Origin of the sequence: uncultured Hymenobacter sp., assembly GCF_964243305.1 — a bacterium.
Classification (GTDB): Bacteria; Bacteroidota; Bacteroidia; order Cytophagales; family Hymenobacteraceae; genus Hymenobacter.
This window is the reverse complement of the sequence record NZ_CAXTEF010000036.1, coordinates 26,078-46,188: the sequence shown is the minus strand read 5'-3', so window position 1 is coordinate 46,188 and position 20,111 is coordinate 26,078. Positions and strand designations below refer to the sequence as shown.

Here is a 20,111-nt window from a genome sequence, read left to right as displayed (position 1 = left end):
CTGCCCCCCCCGCGCCGCCTACTCCCCCTGCTGCCCCCACTCCGCCTGCTCCGCCAACTCCCCCTGCTCCCCCCGCGCCGCCTACTCCCCCTGCTGCGCCCACCCCACCTACACCGCCCACCCCACCTACACCGCCTACCCCCCCAGCGGCGCCCACGCCCCCAACTCCGCCTACCCCCCCCGCTCCCGCCCCGGCTGCTCCGGTTGCAGGCGGCACCTGCGCCGGCATCGGTACACTGCTGCGTGAGCAGTGGGACAACGTAAGCGGCGGCACCCTGGCCAGCATTTCGCTGACCGCGGCGCCCAGCCGCAGCAGTGCCCTGACCCAGTTTGAGACGCTGGGCGAGTTCGGCACCAACTACGCGGCCCGCGTGCGCGGCTACGTCTGCCCGCCCCTGAGCGGCGCCTATACCTTCTGGCTGGCCGGCGACGACGCCGCGGAGCTATGGCTGAGCACCGACGCTGACCCCACCCACAAAGTGCGCCTGGCCACCTGTGCGAGCGGAACCACGTCGGCCCACGACTACACCCGTTCTCCCAGCCAGCAGTCGGCCCCGGTTACGCTACAAGCTGGGCAGCGCTACTACATCGAGGCCCTGCACCAGCAGGGCCAGGGCACGGGCTACCTGTCGGTGGCCTGGCGTCGCCCCGACGGCGTGCGGCAGGAGCCGGTGCCCGGTAATAGTGTCGTGCCTTTCGTCACGGCCCTGGCCACCGGCAGCGCCAGCAAAGCCCAGACCGCCGAGGTGAGCATTCTTCCCAATCCATTCAGCCAGCAGGCGATGGTCGAGTTCAGCGTGCGGAAGAGCGGCCCGGCCACGCTGGCGCTCTACAACTTGAAAGGCCAGTTCGTGCGGCAGCTGTACGCGGGTCCGGCCACGGCGGGCGCGACGCGGCGCATCTCACTGACCGGGTCGGGGCTCAGCGCCGGCCTCTACTTCGTGCGCCTAGTAACCGGCACCGAGGTCATTAACCAGAAGCTGAGCTACCTGGGCGAATAAACTGATTTCCTACCGGGCCCGCGGGCGACTTTTCCCAGGAAGAGTGCCCGCGGGCCTATTAGTGCCCGGCAGCAGGCTGACAGCGCGCAGCAGCCACGGCTACGCCTCACCCCGCCAGCGCCGGCCTCCCGCCAAGGCCGGCTTCGGTGACTAGGCCTCCTGCCATTATATAATGCCTGCTTCAAGTCTTTCGCCTTCGCAGTCGTCTCCGGAAACTGGGCCGGCGCGAGCAAAATAACAAGCCCTCGACGGGCCATTTTCCTACCCCCCCTCGGTCGGGCAATCACCTCAACCGTAGCCGCCGAACCCGGCGCCGCGCCGGCCGGCGCGGCAAGTTGGCGCCTTATTTGTTTCTAATTTCGTATAATGCTCTATCAGCCTGTTTCTTCCCGCTTCATGAGCCTTAAGCTGACCTTAGCCGCCGAGCGCCGCAAACGCGAAGCTGCCGAAGCCGAAGTGGCCCGGCTGCGCACTCAGCTAGAGGCCCTAAGCGCCACGGCCTCGGTGCCTGTCCCCCTGCCCACAGCCGCCCAGGACCTAGCCGATATCGTTAGCCAGCTCAAGCTTACCGAGCAGCAGCTCGAAGACCAGCAGGGTCTCGTGCGCCAAGTCATCGACACGAGCCCTAACCTGGTGTACGTCGAGGATGAGCAGGGCCGCTGCATCCTGGCCAACAAAAGCTACGTGCAGCTGCTGCGTCAGCAGGATGGCCCCTCGCGGCCCAGCGCGAAGCAGCCCGGCGCTGCCCCGGCCCCCGGCTATCCCCGCCCCGTAGGTCCCATCGACACCAGCATCTCGGCCTCTTTTGAGGAAAGCTTTCAGCTCAAGGACGGCAGCACCGTGTGGTACTCCACCACCAAAAGCCCACTCGTGCGCACCGACGGCTCGCGCTACCTGCTCACGTTCTCGTCCGACATCACTGACCTGAAGCGCGCTACCCGCGTGGCCGAAGAGTCGGTGCAGGCCAAGCAAATTTTCATGGCCAACATGAGCCACGAAATCCGCACGCCTCTGCACGGGGTGATGGGCTTGGCCGAGTTGCTCAAGAAAGAGCCGCTCTCGGCCGAGCAGGACGACTACGTGGACATGATTCAGTACAGCGTCGAAAACCTGCTGGTCGTCATCAACGACATTCTGGACTTCGCTAAAATTGAGTCAGGTAAAATCAGTCTGGAGACTATTCCGTTTGATGTTCTCAAAACGGTGCAGGATGCCGCCCGCTCCCTCACCTTCAAGATGGACGAGAAAGGCCTGCTGCTGCGCATCGTGGCCCCCGACGAGCCCCTACCCCTGGCCCTGGGCGACCCCTACCGCCTGCACCAGGTGCTGGTGAACCTGATTGGCAACGCCATCAAGTTTACCCAGCGCGGTGCCATCACCATCACTATCGACGCTAGCGCGAACGCCGGCCGGCAGCTGCCGGTCACTTTCAGCGTGGCCGACACGGGCATCGGCATCGACCCCAACCACCTTGGGGAGGTGTTTAATAGCTTCCGGCAGGCCGACAGCAGCATTCCGCGCCTCTACGGCGGCACGGGGCTGGGGCTGACTATCTGCAAAAACCTGGTCGAACTGCAGGGCGGCCAGATTGGCGTGCGCAGCGAGCCCGGCCAGGGCAGCTGCTTCTACTTCACCATTCCCTATTCCGTAAGCGAGGCCCCCTTGGTGAAGGAGCCCGCCATCGTGCCGCAGGCTGATTTGCTGCAAGGGTTGCATATTCTGCTGGCCGAAGACAATGCTGTCAATCAGCTGATTGCCGTGTCGATGCTCGGCCAGTGGCAGGTGCAGGTCGATATGGCGCAGAATGGCGAGGAAGCCTTGTTTAAGGCCCAGCAACGACCTTACGATCTGATTCTGATGGATATTCAGATGCCGCAGCTCGATGGCATTGAGGCCACGGCCCGGCTGCGGGCCACGCCCGGCCCCAACCAGCAGGTCCCTGTCATTGCCCTCACCGCCGATGCCATCCGGGTTAATCCCGAGTCCAGTCATGTCTTGGGTTTCACCGACTACCTCACCAAGCCCTACACCGAGCTGGCGCTCTATAAGATTCTGGCGCAGGTAAGCCAACGGGCGCAAGCATCCCTACCCCCCCCCGACGCCCCGAACCTGCCCGCCAGCCGGGGGCTGCACTACGACTTTTCCATGCTGGGCCGGCTGGCCTCCGACGAGAGTTTCATTGCCAAGATGCTGGAAATGTTTGTCGAGCGGGTGCCCGGCCAGGTGTGGGGCTTGCACGAGGCCATTGAGCGCGAAGACTGGACCGCGGTTGCCCACGCTGCCCACGGCCTGAAAACCACCTTTGGCAGCCTCAGTATTCAGCCCGAAACCAGCCACCTGAAAAAGCTCGAAGAGCTGGCCGAAGCCAGGGCGCCCAAGGCGGAGTTCCTACCGCTGATCAACGCCGTCGTAAAAGGCACGGAGCTATTTTGCGCCCTTTTTCAGGAAGAGCTGACCCATAAGCTGGCTGTGAAGCTTCAGCACTAATCCAATTCAGAGCTGGATATTGGCCGGATACTTGAGGAGCGAATGGGCTCAAGGAGATGTTATACCGTTTAAACACTTGTATAATAAGAAATATATTTTATTGAATCTTTCTGCTTACCTTTGCCGTACAATGCCGCATGAGAGGAGCCGGCTTGCTATTTGGGATGGCCGATTGGCCGCGCCACCGGCAGCAGGCTGCCCTTCGCGGCATTTTATGGGGTGGAGCGCTGAGGCGCGGCGGTCTAGGTGGCTGAAGTTTTAGCAGTCTGCGCTATCTTACCGTTTCGCAAAGTTTGCAGTATGGTAACAACCTATTGACTTGGCCCTAGTAAAAGAGCAGTCTGCCCTATCCGTCTTACTGGTTACCAGTCCCACCACCAACTCACTGATTCTTATCCTGTTTATGAAAAAAACCCTACTTGTGGTCGACGATGAGCCCTCTATCCGGCTGATTCTGGAGCACTACTTCAGCCAGGATTATACGGTGGTGCTGAAATCTAATGGCCTGGAGGCGATGCAGTGGCTGGAGCAGGGCAACCGCCCCGACGCTATCGTGGCCGACTACGATATGCCCGTCATGGACGGGCCCGACTTTATCAAGCAAATCAGGGCCAGCAGCGGACACCGCGACGTAGGCCTGATTATCCTTTCGGGGAAAGACAGCACCAGCAACAAGATTCTCTGCCTCAAGCTAGGCGCCGATGACTATTTAGTCAAGCCCTTCAACCCGGAAGAGCTAAGCCTACGGATTCAGAACATGCTTAATCGGATACGAATATGACGTCCACAAGCAACAAGATGGTGGTCATGTACCTGACTACCGATGTGCGGGCGGCCAGCCATTTCCAGCGCGAAATGGCCGCTGACCTCGACGTACTGGTCGTGACGACCCCGGCGCAGGCCCTAACCATTTGCTCGCAGCAGCCAGAGTCGTTCGGGGCCATTTTGAACGCCGCCAGCCCGGCCTCGTCGCTGGGGCTGCGACTGATGCGTGTGCTCAAGCAGGATTTGCGTCTGCCGCAGCCCCTGCTCTGGCTCACGAAGGAAGACACGACCCCCGCGTTACGCGCGCTGCTGGTCGAGATTAGCGGCAGCGAGGTGTTTTCTCAGACCTTCTCAGCGGCTAATGACTACGAGCGCTTGCTCACGCGGCTGCACTTTCTGGCGCAAGCCAAAGTAGCCCCGGCCGCGGCGCCAGCGCCTCATGCGCTGCGTATGCCGATGGGCAAACGCTTCGTGGATGTGTTCTGCGCGGGCATCGCGCTGCTGCTGCTCTCGCCTATTTTTCTGATAATCGCCGTCCTTATTAAGTTCGAATCACGGGGGCCGGTTTTCTACTACTCGTATCGGGTTGGGGCCGGCTACCGGGTGTTCAAGTTCTGGAAGCTGCGCTCGATGCGCTCGGATGCCGACAAGCTGCTGGGCTCGATGAAGGGCCTGAACCAGTACCAGACCGGCGGGTCGAGCGCGGGTGCCGAGTCGGCCGCGCCGCTGGGTCTGTGCACGATTTGCGCGGCGGCAGGCACGCAGTGCCAGCAGCAGCTGATTGACCAGCGGGGTCAGCTGATTTGTGAGCGGCAGTACCGCTGGCAGCAGAAGGCCGCCGAAACGCCGGCCTTTATTAAGATTGTAAACGACCCGCGCGTGACCAAGATTGGGCGGTTTCTGCGCAACACCAGCATCGACGAGCTGCCCCAACTCTACAACGTGCTGCGTGGCGATATGTCGCTGGTCGGTAACCGGCCCCTACCCCTCTATGAGGCGGAGAAGCTGCTCACCGATGAGTACTCCAAACGCTTCATCGCGCCGGCTGGCATCACGGGCCTGTGGCAGGTGAGCCGTCGTGGCAAAGGCGGCGATATGTCGGAAGAAGAGCGCAAGGCGTTGGATAACGAGTATGCCCGAGACTACTCGCTCAAAAAGGACATCCAAATCATATTGAAAACTATTCCTGCGCTGTTTCAGAAAGAAAACGTATGAGGAAAGTACTATTGGCCGGCCTGCTGGCCCTGCACACATCGCTGGCGCTGGCTCAGACCAAACCAGCCCCGACCGAGAGCTGGCAAACCATTTTTTTTGATTCTCCAACTGTCGCCCTACCCCGGCTCACTGCCGCCGCCATCCAGCACTCAGCCTCGCTCAAGAGCCTGGAGATTTCGAAATCCATCAGCCAGGAACAAGCTAAGCTGGCCCGAAAATCTCTCTATAACATTGTAGCTGTAGGGGCAAATTATAGCTATGGAAACCTGTTTTCCTTTGGTGGTAATCAAGCTCCCAGTCCCGGTGTTGAGATAAATAACGCGCCTCGCTACTCGGTCAACGCCAATCTTTCCATACCGCTTAGCCTGCTCGTAAACCGGGGCAACACGGTTCGCATAGCAGACCTGAGTATTCAAAGCACCGAGGCAGCCCGGCAGGACCGGGTAGACCAGTTGCGCCAGCAAGTTATCGAACTCTACCAGACCGTCGTACTGGCCCGGAAAGTACTCACCCTGCAACAGGAAGCGCTGGTGAATGCGCGCACCAACTACCAGCTCTCGGAGCGGCAGTTCCGGCAGGGGCAACTGACTTTGCCGGAGATTTCAAGCGCTAATAGTCAGCTTACAAGCGCTTCTATCGCGCAGGAATCGGCCCGTAACCAGTACGACACGGCGTTTCTGATATTGGAAGAAATAGTGGGCGCCAAGATTTCAACTTTAATGACCACCCGATGAGCTTATCTGATTTACGCCGGCTGCTGGCGCGCAAATGGCTGTTGCTTGTGCTCGTGCCGCTGGTACTTAGCGTTTCAACTTACTTTTTTGCCCGCAACCTTCCCAAGACGTACTCTTCTGACACCACTATCTATACGGGTATCGCCTCGGGCTATTCCCTCTTGGGCAATCCGGAGGCTAACGATAACCGGACCAGCAACGCTTTTGATAACCTCGTTAATCTTATTAGGGCCCGCTCAACCAAAGAAGAGGTAATATTTCAGTTGCTGGCTACCCACCTCTGGCACACCAGCCAGAACCCTGCGCTGCTCGATACCGCCCCGTATCAAGCCCTGAGCACCAAAATATCGCCAGAGTTGCGGCGTCAACTCACGGGCCCCACCCAACAGGCTACGCTAGAAAATGTACGGCGCTATGCCCAGGCCGACAATGCGAACGCCCTGCGTAAACTGCTGAACTCCACCAATTCAACCTACTCGCTGGCCGCGCTCGATTATCTGTCGGCTTCGCGCGTGGGGTCGAGCGACTTAGTAAGGCTGGATTTTAACAGCTACAGCCCGGAAATTTGCCGCCTGACGCTGGAGTTGGTAACCCAGGTTTTTCTGGAGCGGTCTAAGAACTTGCGGCAGGGGCAAACTTCTTCGGTCGTTTCGTACTACGAAAAGGAGCTGGAGAAAGCTAAGGAGCGACTGGCGAAGGCCGAAAGTGAGAACCTGGCTTTTAATCGCGCCAATAATATTATCAACTACAACGAGCAATCGAGCCACATTGCGGCCGAGAAAGAGCAGTTGGTAAGTCAGATAACGCAGATAAGCCAGGAGTACGCTGGCGCGCAGGCCGGATTGAGTGCAGTAAACCAGCGGCTGGGCGGGCGCCAAAACACCCTGCTCAACAACCGCCAGCTATTGGACCAGCGCCAGAAGCTGAACCGCTTGAACGCGGCTATTGCCGACCAGCAGCTCTCGGGCCCGCAGGATGCTGCCGCCGCTGCCAAACTCAAGCAGCTACAGGCAGAGGCCGACCAAACCGCGCAAGCCATGCAAGGCAATGTGAATACCTACTACTCTCAGAGCACAACAACCGAGGGCTTAGCCAATAGAGAGTTGCTTGATAATTGGGTACAGAATGTGGTGCTTGTAGAAACCAACCGGGCCAAGCTGGCCGTGATGAACCAGCGCCAGCGGGAGTTCGACCGCGAATACCAGCGCATGGCTCCGCTCGGCGCCACACTCAAGCGCATCGAGCGCGACATCGACATCGCCCAAAAAGACTACATCTCGGTGCTCTATAACCTCAACCAGAGCAAGGCTACCCAACAGAACACGCAGTTCATGGCGGACCTCAAGGTCATTGACCCGCCCAATCTGCCCTCCAGCGCCAAAGACAGCTTGCTGCTAGTGCTAGTGCTACTGAGCGGCGTCGGTGGTCTTGTGTTTACCGGAGGCCTGATTGTCGGCTTGGCGATGCTGGATAACTCCCTGAAAAACCCGGCCGTGGCCGAGCGGCGCATCGGGCTGCCAGTTGCTGGCTTCACGCTCAACTCTCATGGTGAGCCTACCAAGCAGCTGCACGCCTCTCAGCAGCGCAGCCTCGACCAGCTCGTGCGGCATATTCTGCTCAAGGCTAACACGTCGCCTACCCCCTTGCCTTTCGTAGTAGGCGTGTTCAGCGTGCAGCGGCAGGAAGGCAAAACCACCCTCTGCCAAGCTTTAGCCCAGCGGTGCCAGGAAATGGGAGTGCAAACACTATCGCTCTACCCCGACAGTGACGAAATAGACGGGGACCTGGGAGCGCCTTCACTCTACTATTCCTCCCAGATGGCGGCCGTGCAAGGCTGGCCGCTCGACCAGCTCATTCAGCACGCGGTGCCTAAACATATGACGGAAATCAGCGCTCCCAACGTGCAGGTGGTGCTGGTTGAGTTCCCGGCCCTGCGCGAGGCAACCTTGCCGGTGGGAGTGCTGCGGCAACTTAATCTGGTGTTCCTAACCGTCCCGGCCACCCGTGCTTGGCGCCAAACCGACCACCAGACCGTGGAGCGCTTGCGTGCCGCTACCTCAGCCCCGGTTGAAGTCGTGCTCTCCGGCGTGGACCTCTACCACGGCGAAGCAGCCATGAGCTAGGCGCGGTAAACCAGTTATTTGCGCCGCGCAGCCGTCTCTTATTTTTCTGCTATGAAGCTTACCCCATCCTTTTCTGAAACCCTGCTCAACTCGCGCTGGCTGCTACCGGCGGCGCTGGCCGGGGCGCTGGGTTTGGGCTGGCTGGCTGGCCAGGCAGGGCCGGCCGTGCCGGGGCTGCTGATAGCAATGCCACTGCTAGTTCTTTTCACGATAGTAGTATTCTATTACCCAAGGGCCGGCTTCATAGCTTATATCAGCTACTGCTTTCTGATTAACCACCTGAGCCGGCACGTGCTCAAGGTGCCGGTCGGGCTGGCAATGGAAGCTATCCTAATTATTACTTGGCTGGCAGTTCTGTTTTACCGCTCTGAGCCGCCCGACTGGCGCCGCGTTCAAAATGACCTGTGTAAGTTGACGCTGGTTTGGTTTGTTATCAACCTTTTGGAGGTAGTTAACCCCGCTGGCGCCAGCCTGCAAGGCTGGTTTTATGACTTGCGCAGCAACGCCTTACTCTGGCTGATGACCGTGCCGCTAGGCTTCCTGGTGTTGCGTCAGCGCCGGGACCTGAACATGTTTATATATTTGGTCATCGGCTTCTCCGCGCTGGGTGCCCTGTACGGCATCAAGCAGAAGTACCTGGGCGTTGATGACATGGAGCAGTACTGGCTCAATCAGGGCGCGGCCCGCACCCACGTTCTGTGGGGCAAGCTGCGCGTATTTTCCGGCTATAGCGAGGCCGCTCAGTTTGGCAACTCCCAGGCGCACGTCGCGCTCATTTGTCTCATCCTGGCGCTAGGGCCCTACTCCTGGCAAAAACGGCTCTTGTTAGCCAGCGCGTGCTTGCTGTTGCTTTACGGTATGCTCATCTCGGGCACCCGTGGGGCTTTTTTCGTGCTGGTAGTGGGCATATTAGTTTATCTGCTGCTCAGTAAGCGTCTTAAAGTGTTAATCTTGGGCTGCCTGCTGGCGGGCGGGGCGTTCATGACCCTCAAATACACTACTATCGGCAATAGCAATGCCGACGTCTTTCGGATGCGCACGGCCGTCGACCCTAATGACCCATCGCTGCGAGTACGGCTGGCCAACCAAGCGCTGCTGCGCGAGTACCTCAGCAGCCGGCCTTTTGGGGGCGGCGCCGGAACTATGGGCTCCTTGGGCCTGAAATATAATGCGGGTACTTTTCTCTCAAAGGTGCCACCCGACAGCTATTTCGTTAAGGTCTGGGGGCAGTATGGCATCGTGGGCTTCCTTATCTGGTTTGGTATCATCCTTTTTACTCTGGGCAAATGCGCCGGCATCGTCTGGCGCATCAGAGACCCCGGCTTGCGGCAAAAGCTACTGGCCCTGACGGCCGGCTTCAGTGGCATTCTACTAGGCAGCTATGCTAACGAGATTATGAACCAGATGCCCTCATCCATGATAGTATACCTCACTTGGGTGTTCATTCTATCAGGTCCCGACCTGGATACGCCCCGCTCAGTTGCAGCCGAGAATGTCTGAGCCGCTGGTTTCCATTATCACCATCAACTACAATCAGGCCCAAGTGACCTGTGCGCTGCTGGCCTCACTAGCGCGCATCACCTACCCCCATGTGGAGGTGATTGTAGTAGATAATGCTTCGCCCACCGAGGCGCCCACGCGCATCGCCGAGCAGTTTCCGGGTGTTCAGCTCATTTGTTCGCCGCAAAATCTGGGGTTCGCAGGCGGCAACAACCTGGGCATTGCCGTTGCGAAAGGCAAGTACGCCTTGTTTTTGAACAATGACACCGAGGTTGAGCCTGATTTTCTGGAGCCGCTGGTAGCCGCGATGGAAGCCAATCCGACCATTGGCATGGTGTCGCCCAAGCTCATTTTTTACGGCACCGACCAGTTGATTCAGTACGCGGGAAGCAGCGCCATCAATCCGTGGACTGGCCGTAGCGCTACCATTGGCAATCTGGAGAAAGACGAGGGCCAGCATAACGCCACCTACCCCACCCAGCTCGCGCACGGCGCCGCCATGCTCGTACCGATGGACACTATCCGTCGGGCGGGCCTGATGCCGGAGCTGTACTTCCTGTATTACGAAGAGTTGGACTGGTGCGAGATGGTTAAGCGCGCCGGCTATCAGGTGTACTACGTCGGAAGCTCCACCGTCTATCACAAGGAATCAGTATCGGTAGGCCGCGGCTCCGTGCTCCGGACCTACTACATGCACCGCAACCGGCTGTTATTCATCCGGCGTAATGCCACTGGCATGCAACGGTGGAGCGGCATTCTGTTCTTCCTATTGGTTGCAGCACCCAAACAGAGCCTGCTGTACTTGCTGCGTAGCGAGATAAAGCACCTGCAGGCGGTATGGAAAGGTATCTTTTGGCATTTGCGGGGCCGCAATGTGCATCAGAATCAATTCCTACCCCAGTAGCGGGGCCAAGACGCCACAGCTTGGCAGCTAATCTATTATCAAAACCAGCATTAGCTAATTAATCAGTTGGCGTTGAGCCCAGTAAACCTTTTGCTCATGCGGACCATTGCCCCTTCTCCTTCTGAAAGACAAGTATTTATAAGCTTTGCGCGCGGCCTATCAATATTCACCATTATTCTGTATCATTTTCTGCAGCGCGCCCGCCTACCCCCCCCACTGGCCCAGGCCAGTCTATTAGGCGGGTCGGGTATTTATATATTCTTGTTTGCTTCCAGCTATGGGCTGTACTTCTCCAGAGCGACGACCTGGGGAAGCTTCTACTTCAAACGCTTCAAAAGAATACTGCTGCCTTATTATATCGGGGTGACGCTGATTGTACTAATTAACTATTTCGTCGGTATCTATCCTAACAGCTGGCAGGCTTATCTCAGCCATTTGCTGCTGTATAAAATGTTTTGCGAGCAGTACATAAGCAGCTATGGGCTGCAATTTTGGTTTATCTCAACCATTATTCAATTCTACCTGCTATGGCCTCTGTTTCTACTGGCTTCAAAGCACGTAAGCAATAGCAAACTACTCCTGATTTCTTTTGGCATATCCCTGCTGTACAGTGTTTTGATAGTCAGGCTCGACTTGCAGCATCAGCGCATCTGGCATAGCTCAGTCATTCAATATACCTGGGTATTTGCCCTAGGACTGATTGCGGCCAAAGAACAATGCCTGCCCCGACTCTTGCAACTAGGTGGGTTCAGATATGGCTTGTTTTTAATAGCCGGAATAGTTCTAGCCTTGCTCATCAGCAAGCTCGCTGGCGGAGGAGGAAGCCCATTCAATGACTATTTCATGTTCATTGCTTATTTCTCGGCCAACATTCTGCTTTATCTGCTGGGCCAGAAACTGCCCTTTATTATCCGATTCGTGCTCTGGATTGAGTCGTTTTCGTATTCGCTCTACATCGTCCACCTGTTTATACTCTTTCTCTACCTTAAAGTGCTGTCTGAGGCGCGACTCAATCTGTACGAAGTGCCAGCCGTAACCGCGCTTTGCATTGGCGTAGCTCTTTTGTTTGATAGACTGATTCAACTGGTTACCAACGCGCGCCTTGGGCGTCCCCGGCCCGTTTTGGGCGTATAAACAGCATTTACAGCGTCCGCTTCTTTCGGGCCTGGCATTTGCTCCAGGCTTTTTCGTGTCCTGTCAGGCACGCTACCCATTTGAACTATGACTATCCTAGCATTTCTACCAACGCTACTATTATACCTGCTGGGCGGCTACTTACTGTTCAATGTGCTGTACCTGCTGTTTTTTGCCTTGGCGGGCCACCGCCGCCAACCAGCTATGCCAGCAGCAGAGCAGGCCCCACCCCGCCGCATGTGCGTGCTCATGCCCTCCTACCGCGCCGACGCCGTGATTATGGAAACGGGGCCCGCCGCCGTGCGCCACCACTATGCCGGTCCGGCCGATGTGCAGGTCATCGCCGACGGCTTGCAGCCCGCTACCGTGCAGGCCCTGCGCCAGCAGGGCGCTAGCGTGGTGGAAGTGACGTTTGCCCGCAGCACCAAGGGCAAAGCCCTGCTCGCGGCCCTCGATTCCCTACCCCCCCAGGCCTACGACGTGGCCGTAATCCTGGACGTGGACAATGAGATGGCACCCGGCTTTCTCGCGCAGGTCAACCACGCTTTTGCCGCCGGCTACCGGGTGGTGCAGGGCCACCGCACGGCCAAAAACCTGAACTCACCCTTCGCCGTGCTCGACGCCTGCAACGAGGAAATCAGCAACCACATCTTCCGGCAGGGCCACGCCAGCCTGGGCATGTCATCGTCGCTTATCGGCTCGGGCATGGCCTTCGAATACGGCTACCTGCACCGGCTGCTGCGCGATATTGGCGACACGGCCGGCGAGGACAAGGAGTTGGATTTCAGAACCCTGCGCGACCGGGTCAAAATAGCCTATCTGCCCGAAGCCTACGTGTACGACGAGAAAATCCCCAATTCGCAGGTGTTTGCCAACCAGCGCACCCGCTGGCTGGCAGCACAAATTGAGTATTTCCGCAAGTACTGCGGCGAGGGTTTGCGGCAGCTCAGCCAGGGCAATATCGATTTCTTTGATAAGATAGTGCAGTCGGCGCTGCTGCCGCGGGTGCTGCTGCTAGGCCTGCTGGGGCTGCTGCTGGGGCTTTCGCTGCTGTGGGGGGGGGTAGGGCCGGGGCCGGGCTTCTGGCTGGCGCTGCTGGCGGGCACGGGCGCGGCCCTGCTGCTGTCCTTGCCAGCGCGCCTCTACACCCGGCAGGTAGGCCAAGCGGTGCTGCATCTGCCTGTGGCCCTCGGCGCCATGCTGCTGGCCTTGCTGCAAATCCGAAAAGCCAAAACCTCGTTCATACCCACGCCGCACGCCCCGCACGCCACGGGCACGCCTTCCCAATCCTGAGCTAACCCGCTTCCTACCCCCCCGTTGCCATGCCCTGGGAGATTATTTTTTTACCCGCCATTATCTGCCTCATTATCGGGGTTCGGCGCGGCTTGCGGGCCACCCCGCGCCGGTAGCCGGCTGCTTACCCCGTCTGGCCTATGAACCACCAGAACATCATTATGCTGTGCCAGCAAAGCTGGGACATTGGCCTGGGCTTCAACGCCAAGAACATGGCCAAGGAGCTGGCCAAAAACAACCGGGTGCTGTTCGTCAACACCACCCTGGATGTCAAGACGGCCATTAAAAACTTTGGGCAGCCCGACGTGAAAAAGCGGCTGCGCATTCTCTTCGGCCGGCAGGAGGGCCTGGTGCAGGCCGAAGAAAATCTGTGGGTGCTCACGCCCGGCGTCATCGGCCTTTCCATTAACTGGCTGACTTCGCGCTCCTTATTCAAAATCCTGAACCGCTGGAACAGCACGCTGCTGGCCGGCAGCATCCGCAAGGCGGCGCAGGCGCTGGGGTTTGATTCCTACCACCTGTTTCAGGACGGCATCATCTACCAGGGCCTGGAGCTGAAGCAGCTGCTGGCGCCGCGCACCTTTACGTACTACGTGCGCGACTACATGCTGGCCGTGCCCTACTTCCAGCGGCACGGGCCCTGGGTGGAGGCGGAGCTGATGCGGCAGGCCGACGCGGTGGTGGCCAACTCGGCTTATCTGAACGACTACGCCCGCCAGCACAACCCCCACAGCTACGACATCGGGCAGGGCTGCGTGCTGTCGATGTACCAGGCCGATATTCCCTACCCCCCCCCGCCCGACCTAAGCGCCCTGCCGCGGCCGTACATCGGCTACACGGGCTTTCTAACCGGCATCCGGCTGGATATCAAGCTTTTGCGCGCCATTGCCGAGCAGCGCCCGCAGTGGAGCCTGGTGCTAGTCGGTCCTGAGGACTTTGATTTTCAGGCCAGCGACCTGCACGAGCTGCCCAACGTGCACTTTCTGGGCTCAAAGGCGCCGAATCAGCTGGCCGCCTACTTGCAGCACTTCGACGTGTGCATGAACCCGCAGGCCAACAACGAGGTGACGGCCGGCAACTACCCGCTCAAAATCGATGAGTACCTGGCGATGGGCAAGCCCGTAGTGGCGACGGCCACCCGCACGATGGAGCTGTTTGCCGACCACGTGCACCTGGCCGACGGCCCCGAGCAGTGGCTCCAAGCCATCGAAGCCGCCCTGGCCGACGACGACCCGGCCCGCAGCGCCGCCCGGATTGCCTTTGCCCAAAGCCACACCTGGGCTGCGAGCGTGCAGAAGCTGTCGGCCGCCGTCGAGCAAACCACCAAGCGCCTTTCCTCCGTGCCGGCCTGAGCGCAAGTAGCTTTGCCGGCGCCAACCCGTGGCTGGCGCCTCCCCTAACCTGAGTACCTCCAATGTCAACCCCCCGCAAACTAAGAGTTCTGGAAACCATCCGGCAAGGCACCATCGGCGGCGGCGAGACGCACGTAATGGACCTGACGCAGGCCTTGAACAAGGACTTGTATGAGCCCATTGTGCTCTCCTTCACCCCCGGCCCGATGGTAGACCGGCTGCGGGAGATGGGAATAAAAACGCACGTCATTGAGACGGAAAAGCCCTTTAATATCTTAAAGTGGCCGCAAGTGAAGCAGCTGTTAAAGGATGAGAGGATTGATATAGTGCACGCCCACGGGACCCGGGCCGGCTCCAACACCTTCTGGGCCGCCAAGCAATTGGGGCTGCCCATCCTTTACACCGTGCACGGCTGGTCGTTTCACGTCGACCAGAACCCGCTGCTGCTCAAATCCCGGCAGCTCGGCGAAAAACTGCTGCTCAGCCAAGCCAACGTCACCATTTGCGTGTCCAAAAGCAACTATCGGGACGGCCGAGCTTTCAGCGAGATGAAGCGAGCCGTGGTGGTCAACTACGGCGTAAACCTGCAGAAATATAATCCCGACCGCACCTTTAAAGACATTCGCGCCGAGCTAGGCATCGCCCAGGACACGCTGCTGGTGGGCTGTATTGCTCGCGTCACGGTGCAGAAAGACCCGTTCACGTTTCTGCGCGCCATTGCCGCCGTGCCTGCCTCCCTGCCAATTCAGTTTCTACTGGTCGGTAACGGCGACCTGAAAGAAGCGACCCTGCAACTGGCCGAAGAATTGAAGCTGGGTAGCCGCCTCAAGTTTCTGGAGGCCCGGCAGGACGTGCCGGACTTCCTGCGAGCCCTCGACGTGTATTGCCTGCCTTCCCTCTGGGAAGGATTACCCATTGGCTTGCTGGAGGCGATGGCGATGGCCAAAGCCATCGTCGCGACGGGCGTCGATGGCACGAAGGAGGCCATCCAGGATGGGGTTAATGGCTTGCTCATCCCGCCAAAATCGCCGCAAAAGCTGGCCGAGGCTATTGTGCGCCTGGCTGGCGACGCGCAGTTGCGCCAAACCCTGGGAGCCGCCGCCCGCCAGACCGTGCTGCGAGAGTTCAACGTTGAAGTTATGACCCGCGAAGTCGAGCAGCTCTACGAGCAGGTAACCGGCGGGCAGCCGGCCAGGGCGGCGCTGGCTTCGTAGGCGGCTGACGCCGACCGACGCTAAGCCTGGTCAGCGCCGAACTGCCGTACCTCTATTTTTGCTATATCCTACTATATCCTGCGTGCCTGATGAGTATAGCTGACCGTGTTAAAAGCAGCCCCCGGCTGAAAAGTCTGGTGCTGTATCTGCTGAGCGTGCCCGGCGAGGCGCGTCCGCGCCTGTGGGTTAAGTGGTTTGTGAATCCATTTCGTCATAAATATGGCCGCCGCTCACTGGTGCGCTGGCGCACCCGGATGGACGTGGTGCCGTTCAATAACTTCTCCCTGGGAGCTGAATCAGTGATTGAAGACTACGCGACCGTTAACAATGGCATGGGCGACGTGCACATCGGGGCCCGCACCTTCGTAGGCATCTCCAACGTGCTGATTGGCCCGCTGCGCATCGGCAACGATGTTATCATCGCGCAGAACGTCGTGTTTTCGGGCCTCAACCACGGCTACGCTGACCTGAACATTCCTATCAAAGACCAGCCCTGCACCACCGCCGAGATAATCATTGAGGACGAAGCCTGGATTGGCGCCAACAGCGTCATCACGGCTGGCGTGCGCGTTGGCCGCCACGCGGTAGTGGCGGGCGGCAGCGTCGTGACCAAAGACGTGCCGCCTTACACCATCGTGGGCGGCAACCCGGCCCGCGCCCTCAAGCAGTACCGCCCCGAAACCGGGCAATGGGAGCGAGTGAAGTAACTTCACCGGCAACCCACCAGCCCGTACCCTATACCACGCTCAGCGCTTGCGCTATTGTACTTATACTCAACCTTCTGTGCTTCAGATTTAAACATTATTTTTTTATGCTGCAAACTTTATTCTGGCTAGCGATGGCCGGCGTGCTCTATACCTACGTCGGCTACGCCCTGGTAGTAGGCGTCTGGGCCCGCCTGGCGCGGCGCGGTGCCCGGCCCCTACCCAGCACCTTTGAGCCGACCGTAACGCTGGTTGTGCCCGCCTACAACGAGGCCGATATCCTGGCCGACAAGGTGCGCAACTGCCTGGCCCTGGACTACCCCGCCGAGCAGCTGCAGCTGCTCTTCATCACCGATGGCTCGACCGACGACTCGGGGCGGGTGCTGGCCGGGTTTCCGCAGGTGCAGCACCTGCACCAGTCGGCGCGGGCCGGCAAGTCGATGGCCGAGAACCGGGCCATTCGCCACGTGACCACGCCCTACGTCATCTTCACCGATTGCAACACCATGCTCAACCCGCAGTCCGTGCGCCTGCTCGTGCGTCACTACGCCAACCCCGCGGTCGGCGCCGTGTCGGGCGAGAAGCGGGTGCTCAGCGACGGCAGCACGTCGGGGGCCGGCGAGGGGCTATACTGGAAATACGAGTCTTTTCTAAAGAAATGCGATTCGGATATTTACAGCCTGATGGGCGCCGCCGGCGAGCTGGTTTCGTTTCGCACCAGCCTGTTCAAGCCGCTCGAAGCCGACACCATCCTCGATGATTTTGTGCAGTCCATGCGTATCGTCGATGCCGGCTACCAAGTGGTGTATGAGCCACAGGCCTACGCGATGGAACCGCCGTCTTTTTCGCTCAAGGAGGAGATGAAGCGCAAGGTGCGCATCTGCGCCGGCGGCTGGCAGGCCATGAGCCGGCTGCTGCCGCTGCTCAACCCGCTGCGCCAGCCGGTGGTGGCGTTCCTGTACCTCTCGCACCGGGTGCTGCGCTGGAGCCTGACGCCGCTGTTGCTCTTGCTGCTCCTACCCCTCAACGCTGCCCTGGCCCTGACCGACGGCGGTATCTACACCGGGCTGCTGGCGCTCCAAATCCTGTTTTATGGCGCGGCGGCGCTGGGCTGGTGGCGGGCGGCGCAGGGCCGGCCGGCGGGCCCGCTGCTGGTGCCGCTCTACTTCACGATGATGAACGTGGCCGTTTTTCAGGGCGCGGGCCGGTTTTTGCGCAACGCCCAGCCTGCCGCCTGGGACAAAGCCCAGCGCGCCACTGCTCAGTAAGCGGGCCGGCGGGTTGCCCAAAGCACCCGCCAGCTCTGCCTACCCCCTTCTTTGCTTCTGATGACCAACCACCGATTTCCCAAGCTTTACTCCTACCTGGGCAACAACCAGTTTATGTCGCTGGCTGGCAACCTGGCGGCGTCGGGCCTGGGTATTATCTCGGTATCGCTCCTGTTCCGGGCGCTGCCGATTCGGGAGATTGGCGTGTGGGTGTTCTTCATTACGGTGGTGGGGCTGGCTGATTCGTTTCGGGCGGGCTTCCTGACCACGGCCCTTATCCGGGCTTGCTCCGGCGCCACGCCCGACCGGGCCCGCGAAGTCACTGGCTCGGCCTGGGCCATTGCCCTGGGCATCACGGGGGCGCTGGGCCTGCTCAGCCTGAGCGCCTGGCTAGCGGTAGGCCGCACGGCCGATGCTGAGACGGCCCTGCTACTGCGCTGGTTCGGGGTGGTGCTGGTGGCCACGCTGCCCTACTTCATGGCCTCGTGCGTGCTGCAAGCCGAAATGCGCTTCGACCGCATTCTCTATATCCGTCTGCTTTCGCAGGGCTTATTTGTGCTCAGCATCGGGGTGATGATGCTGACCGGCACCGCCTCGCTCGAGAAAGTGGTGTACTGCTACGTGGGCGCGTCGGTGGTTACCAGTGTCATGGTTCTGGTGCTGGGCTGGGCGCGGCTCGGCAGCTTGAGCCGCCGCAGCGGCGCCTGCATCCGCGAGCTGGCCGAGTTTGGCAAGTACAGCGTCGGCAGCTACGTGGGCAGCACCATGCTGCGCAGCTCCGACTCGTTTGTCATCAAGTTCATGCTGGGCCCCGCCCCGCTAGCGGTTTATAACCTGGCCGGGCGCTTTATGGAAATCATTGAGATTCCGCTGCGCAGCTTCGTAGCTACGGCTATGCCCGCGCTTTCGGCGGCCTACAACCAAAACCGGCTTGGCGAAGTAGCGCACCTGCTGCGCAAGAACGCCGGGATGCTCACCTGGGCCTTCGTGCCGGCCACGCTGGGCGCCTGGCTGCTGGCCGACCTGCTCATCTACGTTATCGGCGGCGCCAAGTACGGCGACACCGAGGCGGCCAACCTGCTGCGCATGGGCATGGCCCTGGCTATCATTTACCCCATCGACCGGTTCGTGGGCGTCACGCTCGACGTGCTCAACCAGCCCCGGCTGAATCTGTACAAGGTCTTGCTGATGCTGGTGGTCAATGTAGTGGGCGACGTAACGGCTCTCACGATTTGGCCCAACATCTATGGCGTGGCCCTGGCCAGCCTGCCCACCGGCATCGCGGGCTTCACGTTTGGCTACCTCCACCTGCGCCGCCACCTGCCCTTGTCGCTCAAGTCCATCATGGCCACCGGCTGGGACGAAGGCCGGGCCCTGCTGGCGCGCTTCCTCGGCAAGCTGGTGCCGGCCGCCGCCAGCTCCAAACCCCGCTAAGTGGCCCGCACCAGGCTGATTTCAGCACGTAACTGCTAATATTCCAACTAGTTAACGCTACTTCCTTAGAGCAGTAGCCTCCCGATACGGATATGAGAGTAGCGCACCTTCTGATGGTCCACAAGAACGCCGCCCAAATCAGGCGGCTGATTCAGGCGCTGGCGCACGAGGACTTTGACTTTTTTATTCACGTCGATAAGCGCTCCGACATCGAGGAGTTTGCGCAGTTGCGGGGTCTGCCGCAAGTGTACTTCATCCGCCACCGGGTTTGGGCGCGCTGGGCTTCCTACCGGTTCACCGAGGGTGTCTTGCAGAGTATGCAGGAGATAGTAAGCACCGGTACCACCTATGATTTTATCGCGCTGCTGAGCGGGCAGGACTACCCCATCAAGCCGGCGGCGAGTATGCACGCCTATCTGGCCCGGCACCAGGGGCATTCTTTCCTCTCGTATGAGGCGCAGGGCTCCGACTGGTGGCAGCACGCCATCAACCGCGTCGAGCAGTATCACCTGCTCTACTTTGAGTTCAAATATCAGTATACGATACAAACTATCCTCAACCGCCTGCTGCCCAAGCGCCGGTTTCCGCTGCCCTACACGCTCTACGGCGGACCCAACGGCTCGTGGTGGACGCTTAGCCGCGACGCGGCGGCCTACGTGCTTGATTTTGTGAAGCAAAACCCCGCCCTGGGCCGCTTCAGCCGCTTCACCTGGGGCTCGGATGAGTTCCTGGTCCCCACGATTGTAATGAATTCGCCCCTCAGAGACTCCGTCATCAATGATAATTACCGCTACATCGACTGGTCGCTGGGCGGCCCTAACCCCAAGGTGCTGACCGTGGCCGACGCCAACAAGCTGGCGCAGTCGCCCAGGTTTCTGGCCCGGAAGTTCGACGCCGCTACCGACGCGCAAATCCTGGACCTGCTCGATGAGTCGCTACGGCCGGCCCGGCGCTAGCCGCCGCGCCGCGTATTCCCTACCCCC

16 protein-coding genes are annotated in these 20,111 nt (G+C 59.8%); all 16 read left to right on the top strand.

Annotated features, from left to right (window positions below):
- Positions 1 to 1,001, top strand: a 1,001-nt coding sequence (locus ACFE70_RS16785) for a PA14 domain-containing protein (RefSeq protein ID WP_375418935.1), incomplete at its 5' end; no start/stop codon positions are given.
- A 396-nt stretch (positions 1,002 to 1,397) separates the two neighbouring features.
- Positions 1,398 to 3,488 (top strand): ATP-binding protein, encoded by a 2,091-nt coding sequence (locus ACFE70_RS16780; RefSeq protein ID WP_375418934.1) that lies wholly within the window; start codon positions 1,398 to 1,400, stop codon positions 3,486 to 3,488.
- 403 nt (positions 3,489 to 3,891) lie between these two features.
- Positions 3,892 to 4,269 carry a response regulator transcription factor gene (locus ACFE70_RS16775; protein WP_375418933.1) on the top strand — a complete coding sequence of 126 codons (378 nt, stop codon included), beginning with the start codon at positions 3,892 to 3,894 and terminating at the stop codon, positions 4,267 to 4,269.
- Positions 4,266 to 5,468 carry a sugar transferase gene (locus ACFE70_RS16770; RefSeq protein WP_375418932.1) on the top strand — a complete coding sequence of 401 codons (1,203 nt, stop codon included), beginning with the start codon at positions 4,266 to 4,268 and terminating at the stop codon, positions 5,466 to 5,468. The genes ACFE70_RS16775 and ACFE70_RS16770 overlap by 4 nt, the downstream gene beginning before the upstream one ends.
- An 11-nt stretch (positions 5,469 to 5,479) precedes the next feature.
- Positions 5,480 to 6,202, top strand: a complete 723-nt coding sequence (locus ACFE70_RS16765) for a TolC family protein (RefSeq protein WP_375418931.1) — start codon at positions 5,480 to 5,482, stop codon at positions 6,200 to 6,202.
- Positions 6,199 to 8,325, top strand: a complete 2,127-nt coding sequence (locus tag ACFE70_RS16760) for a hypothetical protein (RefSeq protein WP_375418930.1) — start codon at positions 6,199 to 6,201, stop codon at positions 8,323 to 8,325. Before ACFE70_RS16765 ends, ACFE70_RS16760 begins: the two co-directional genes overlap by 4 nt.
- Before the next feature lie 51 nt (positions 8,326 to 8,376).
- The gene (locus ACFE70_RS16755) at positions 8,377 to 9,825 is read left to right on the top strand and encodes an O-antigen ligase family protein (RefSeq protein WP_375418929.1); all 1,449 of its coding nucleotides are present in this window, start codon (positions 8,377 to 8,379) and stop codon (positions 9,823 to 9,825) included.
- Positions 9,818 to 10,729, top strand: a complete 912-nt coding sequence (locus tag ACFE70_RS16750; RefSeq protein WP_375418928.1) for a glycosyltransferase family 2 protein — start codon at positions 9,818 to 9,820, stop codon at positions 10,727 to 10,729. The genes ACFE70_RS16755 and ACFE70_RS16750 overlap by 8 nt, the downstream gene beginning before the upstream one ends.
- 96 nt (positions 10,730 to 10,825) lie before the next feature.
- Positions 10,826 to 11,863 (top strand): acyltransferase family protein, encoded by a 1,038-nt coding sequence (locus ACFE70_RS16745; protein ID WP_375418927.1) that lies wholly within the window; start codon positions 10,826 to 10,828, stop codon positions 11,861 to 11,863.
- Between the two features lie 87 nt (positions 11,864 to 11,950).
- Complete coding sequence (locus ACFE70_RS16740; RefSeq protein ID WP_375418926.1) at positions 11,951 to 13,156, top strand: glycosyltransferase; 1,206 nt, start codon at positions 11,951 to 11,953, stop codon at positions 13,154 to 13,156.
- Between the two features lie 140 nt (positions 13,157 to 13,296).
- Complete coding sequence (locus tag ACFE70_RS16735; protein ID WP_375418925.1) at positions 13,297 to 14,508, top strand: glycosyltransferase; 1,212 nt, start codon at positions 13,297 to 13,299, stop codon at positions 14,506 to 14,508.
- Positions 14,509 to 14,570: 62 nt separating this feature from the next.
- Positions 14,571 to 15,722 carry a glycosyltransferase family 4 protein gene (locus ACFE70_RS16730; protein WP_375418924.1) on the top strand — a complete coding sequence of 384 codons (1,152 nt, stop codon included), beginning with the start codon at positions 14,571 to 14,573 and terminating at the stop codon, positions 15,720 to 15,722.
- A gap of 89 nt (positions 15,723 to 15,811) precedes the next feature.
- The gene (locus ACFE70_RS16725; protein ID WP_375418923.1) at positions 15,812 to 16,429 is read left to right on the top strand and encodes an acyltransferase; all 618 of its coding nucleotides are present in this window, start codon (positions 15,812 to 15,814) and stop codon (positions 16,427 to 16,429) included.
- A gap of 104 nt (positions 16,430 to 16,533) precedes the next feature.
- Entirely contained in the window at positions 16,534 to 17,694 is a 1,161-nt protein-coding gene (locus ACFE70_RS16720; protein ID WP_375418922.1) for a glycosyltransferase family 2 protein, read from the top strand.
- Positions 17,695 to 17,754: 60 nt separating this feature from the next.
- Positions 17,755 to 19,128 (top strand): oligosaccharide flippase family protein, encoded by a 1,374-nt coding sequence (locus ACFE70_RS16715; RefSeq protein ID WP_375418921.1) that lies wholly within the window; start codon positions 17,755 to 17,757, stop codon positions 19,126 to 19,128.
- A 92-nt stretch (positions 19,129 to 19,220) separates the two neighbouring features.
- A complete protein-coding gene (locus ACFE70_RS16710; protein ID WP_375418920.1) occupies positions 19,221 to 20,084 on the top strand; it encodes a beta-1,6-N-acetylglucosaminyltransferase in 864 nt (287 codons plus the stop codon).
- Positions 20,085 to 20,111 lie beyond the last annotated feature (27 nt).

Coding starts and splice junctions, on each gene's coding strand:
- ACFE70_RS16780 (WP_375418934.1), top strand. CDS start 1,398: ATGAGCCTTAAGCTGACCTTAGCCGCCGAGCGCCGCAAACGCGAAGCT.
- ACFE70_RS16775 (WP_375418933.1), top strand. CDS start 3,892: ATGAAAAAAACCCTACTTGTGGTCGACGATGAGCCCTCTATCCGGCTG.
- ACFE70_RS16770 (WP_375418932.1), top strand. CDS start 4,266: ATGACGTCCACAAGCAACAAGATGGTGGTCATGTACCTGACTACCGAT.
- ACFE70_RS16760 (WP_375418930.1), top strand. CDS start 6,199: ATGAGCTTATCTGATTTACGCCGGCTGCTGGCGCGCAAATGGCTGTTG.
- ACFE70_RS16755 (WP_375418929.1), top strand. CDS start 8,377: ATGAAGCTTACCCCATCCTTTTCTGAAACCCTGCTCAACTCGCGCTGG.
- ACFE70_RS16750 (WP_375418928.1), top strand. CDS start 9,818: ATGTCTGAGCCGCTGGTTTCCATTATCACCATCAACTACAATCAGGCC.
- ACFE70_RS16745 (WP_375418927.1), top strand. CDS start 10,826: ATGCGGACCATTGCCCCTTCTCCTTCTGAAAGACAAGTATTTATAAGC.
- ACFE70_RS16740 (WP_375418926.1), top strand. CDS start 11,951: ATGACTATCCTAGCATTTCTACCAACGCTACTATTATACCTGCTGGGC.
- ACFE70_RS16735 (WP_375418925.1), top strand. CDS start 13,297: ATGAACCACCAGAACATCATTATGCTGTGCCAGCAAAGCTGGGACATT.
- ACFE70_RS16730 (WP_375418924.1), top strand. CDS start 14,571: ATGTCAACCCCCCGCAAACTAAGAGTTCTGGAAACCATCCGGCAAGGC.
- ACFE70_RS16725 (WP_375418923.1), top strand. CDS start 15,812: ATGAGTATAGCTGACCGTGTTAAAAGCAGCCCCCGGCTGAAAAGTCTG.
- ACFE70_RS16720 (WP_375418922.1), top strand. CDS start 16,534: ATGCTGCAAACTTTATTCTGGCTAGCGATGGCCGGCGTGCTCTATACC.
- ACFE70_RS16715 (WP_375418921.1), top strand. CDS start 17,755: ATGACCAACCACCGATTTCCCAAGCTTTACTCCTACCTGGGCAACAAC.
- ACFE70_RS16710 (WP_375418920.1), top strand. CDS start 19,221: ATGAGAGTAGCGCACCTTCTGATGGTCCACAAGAACGCCGCCCAAATC.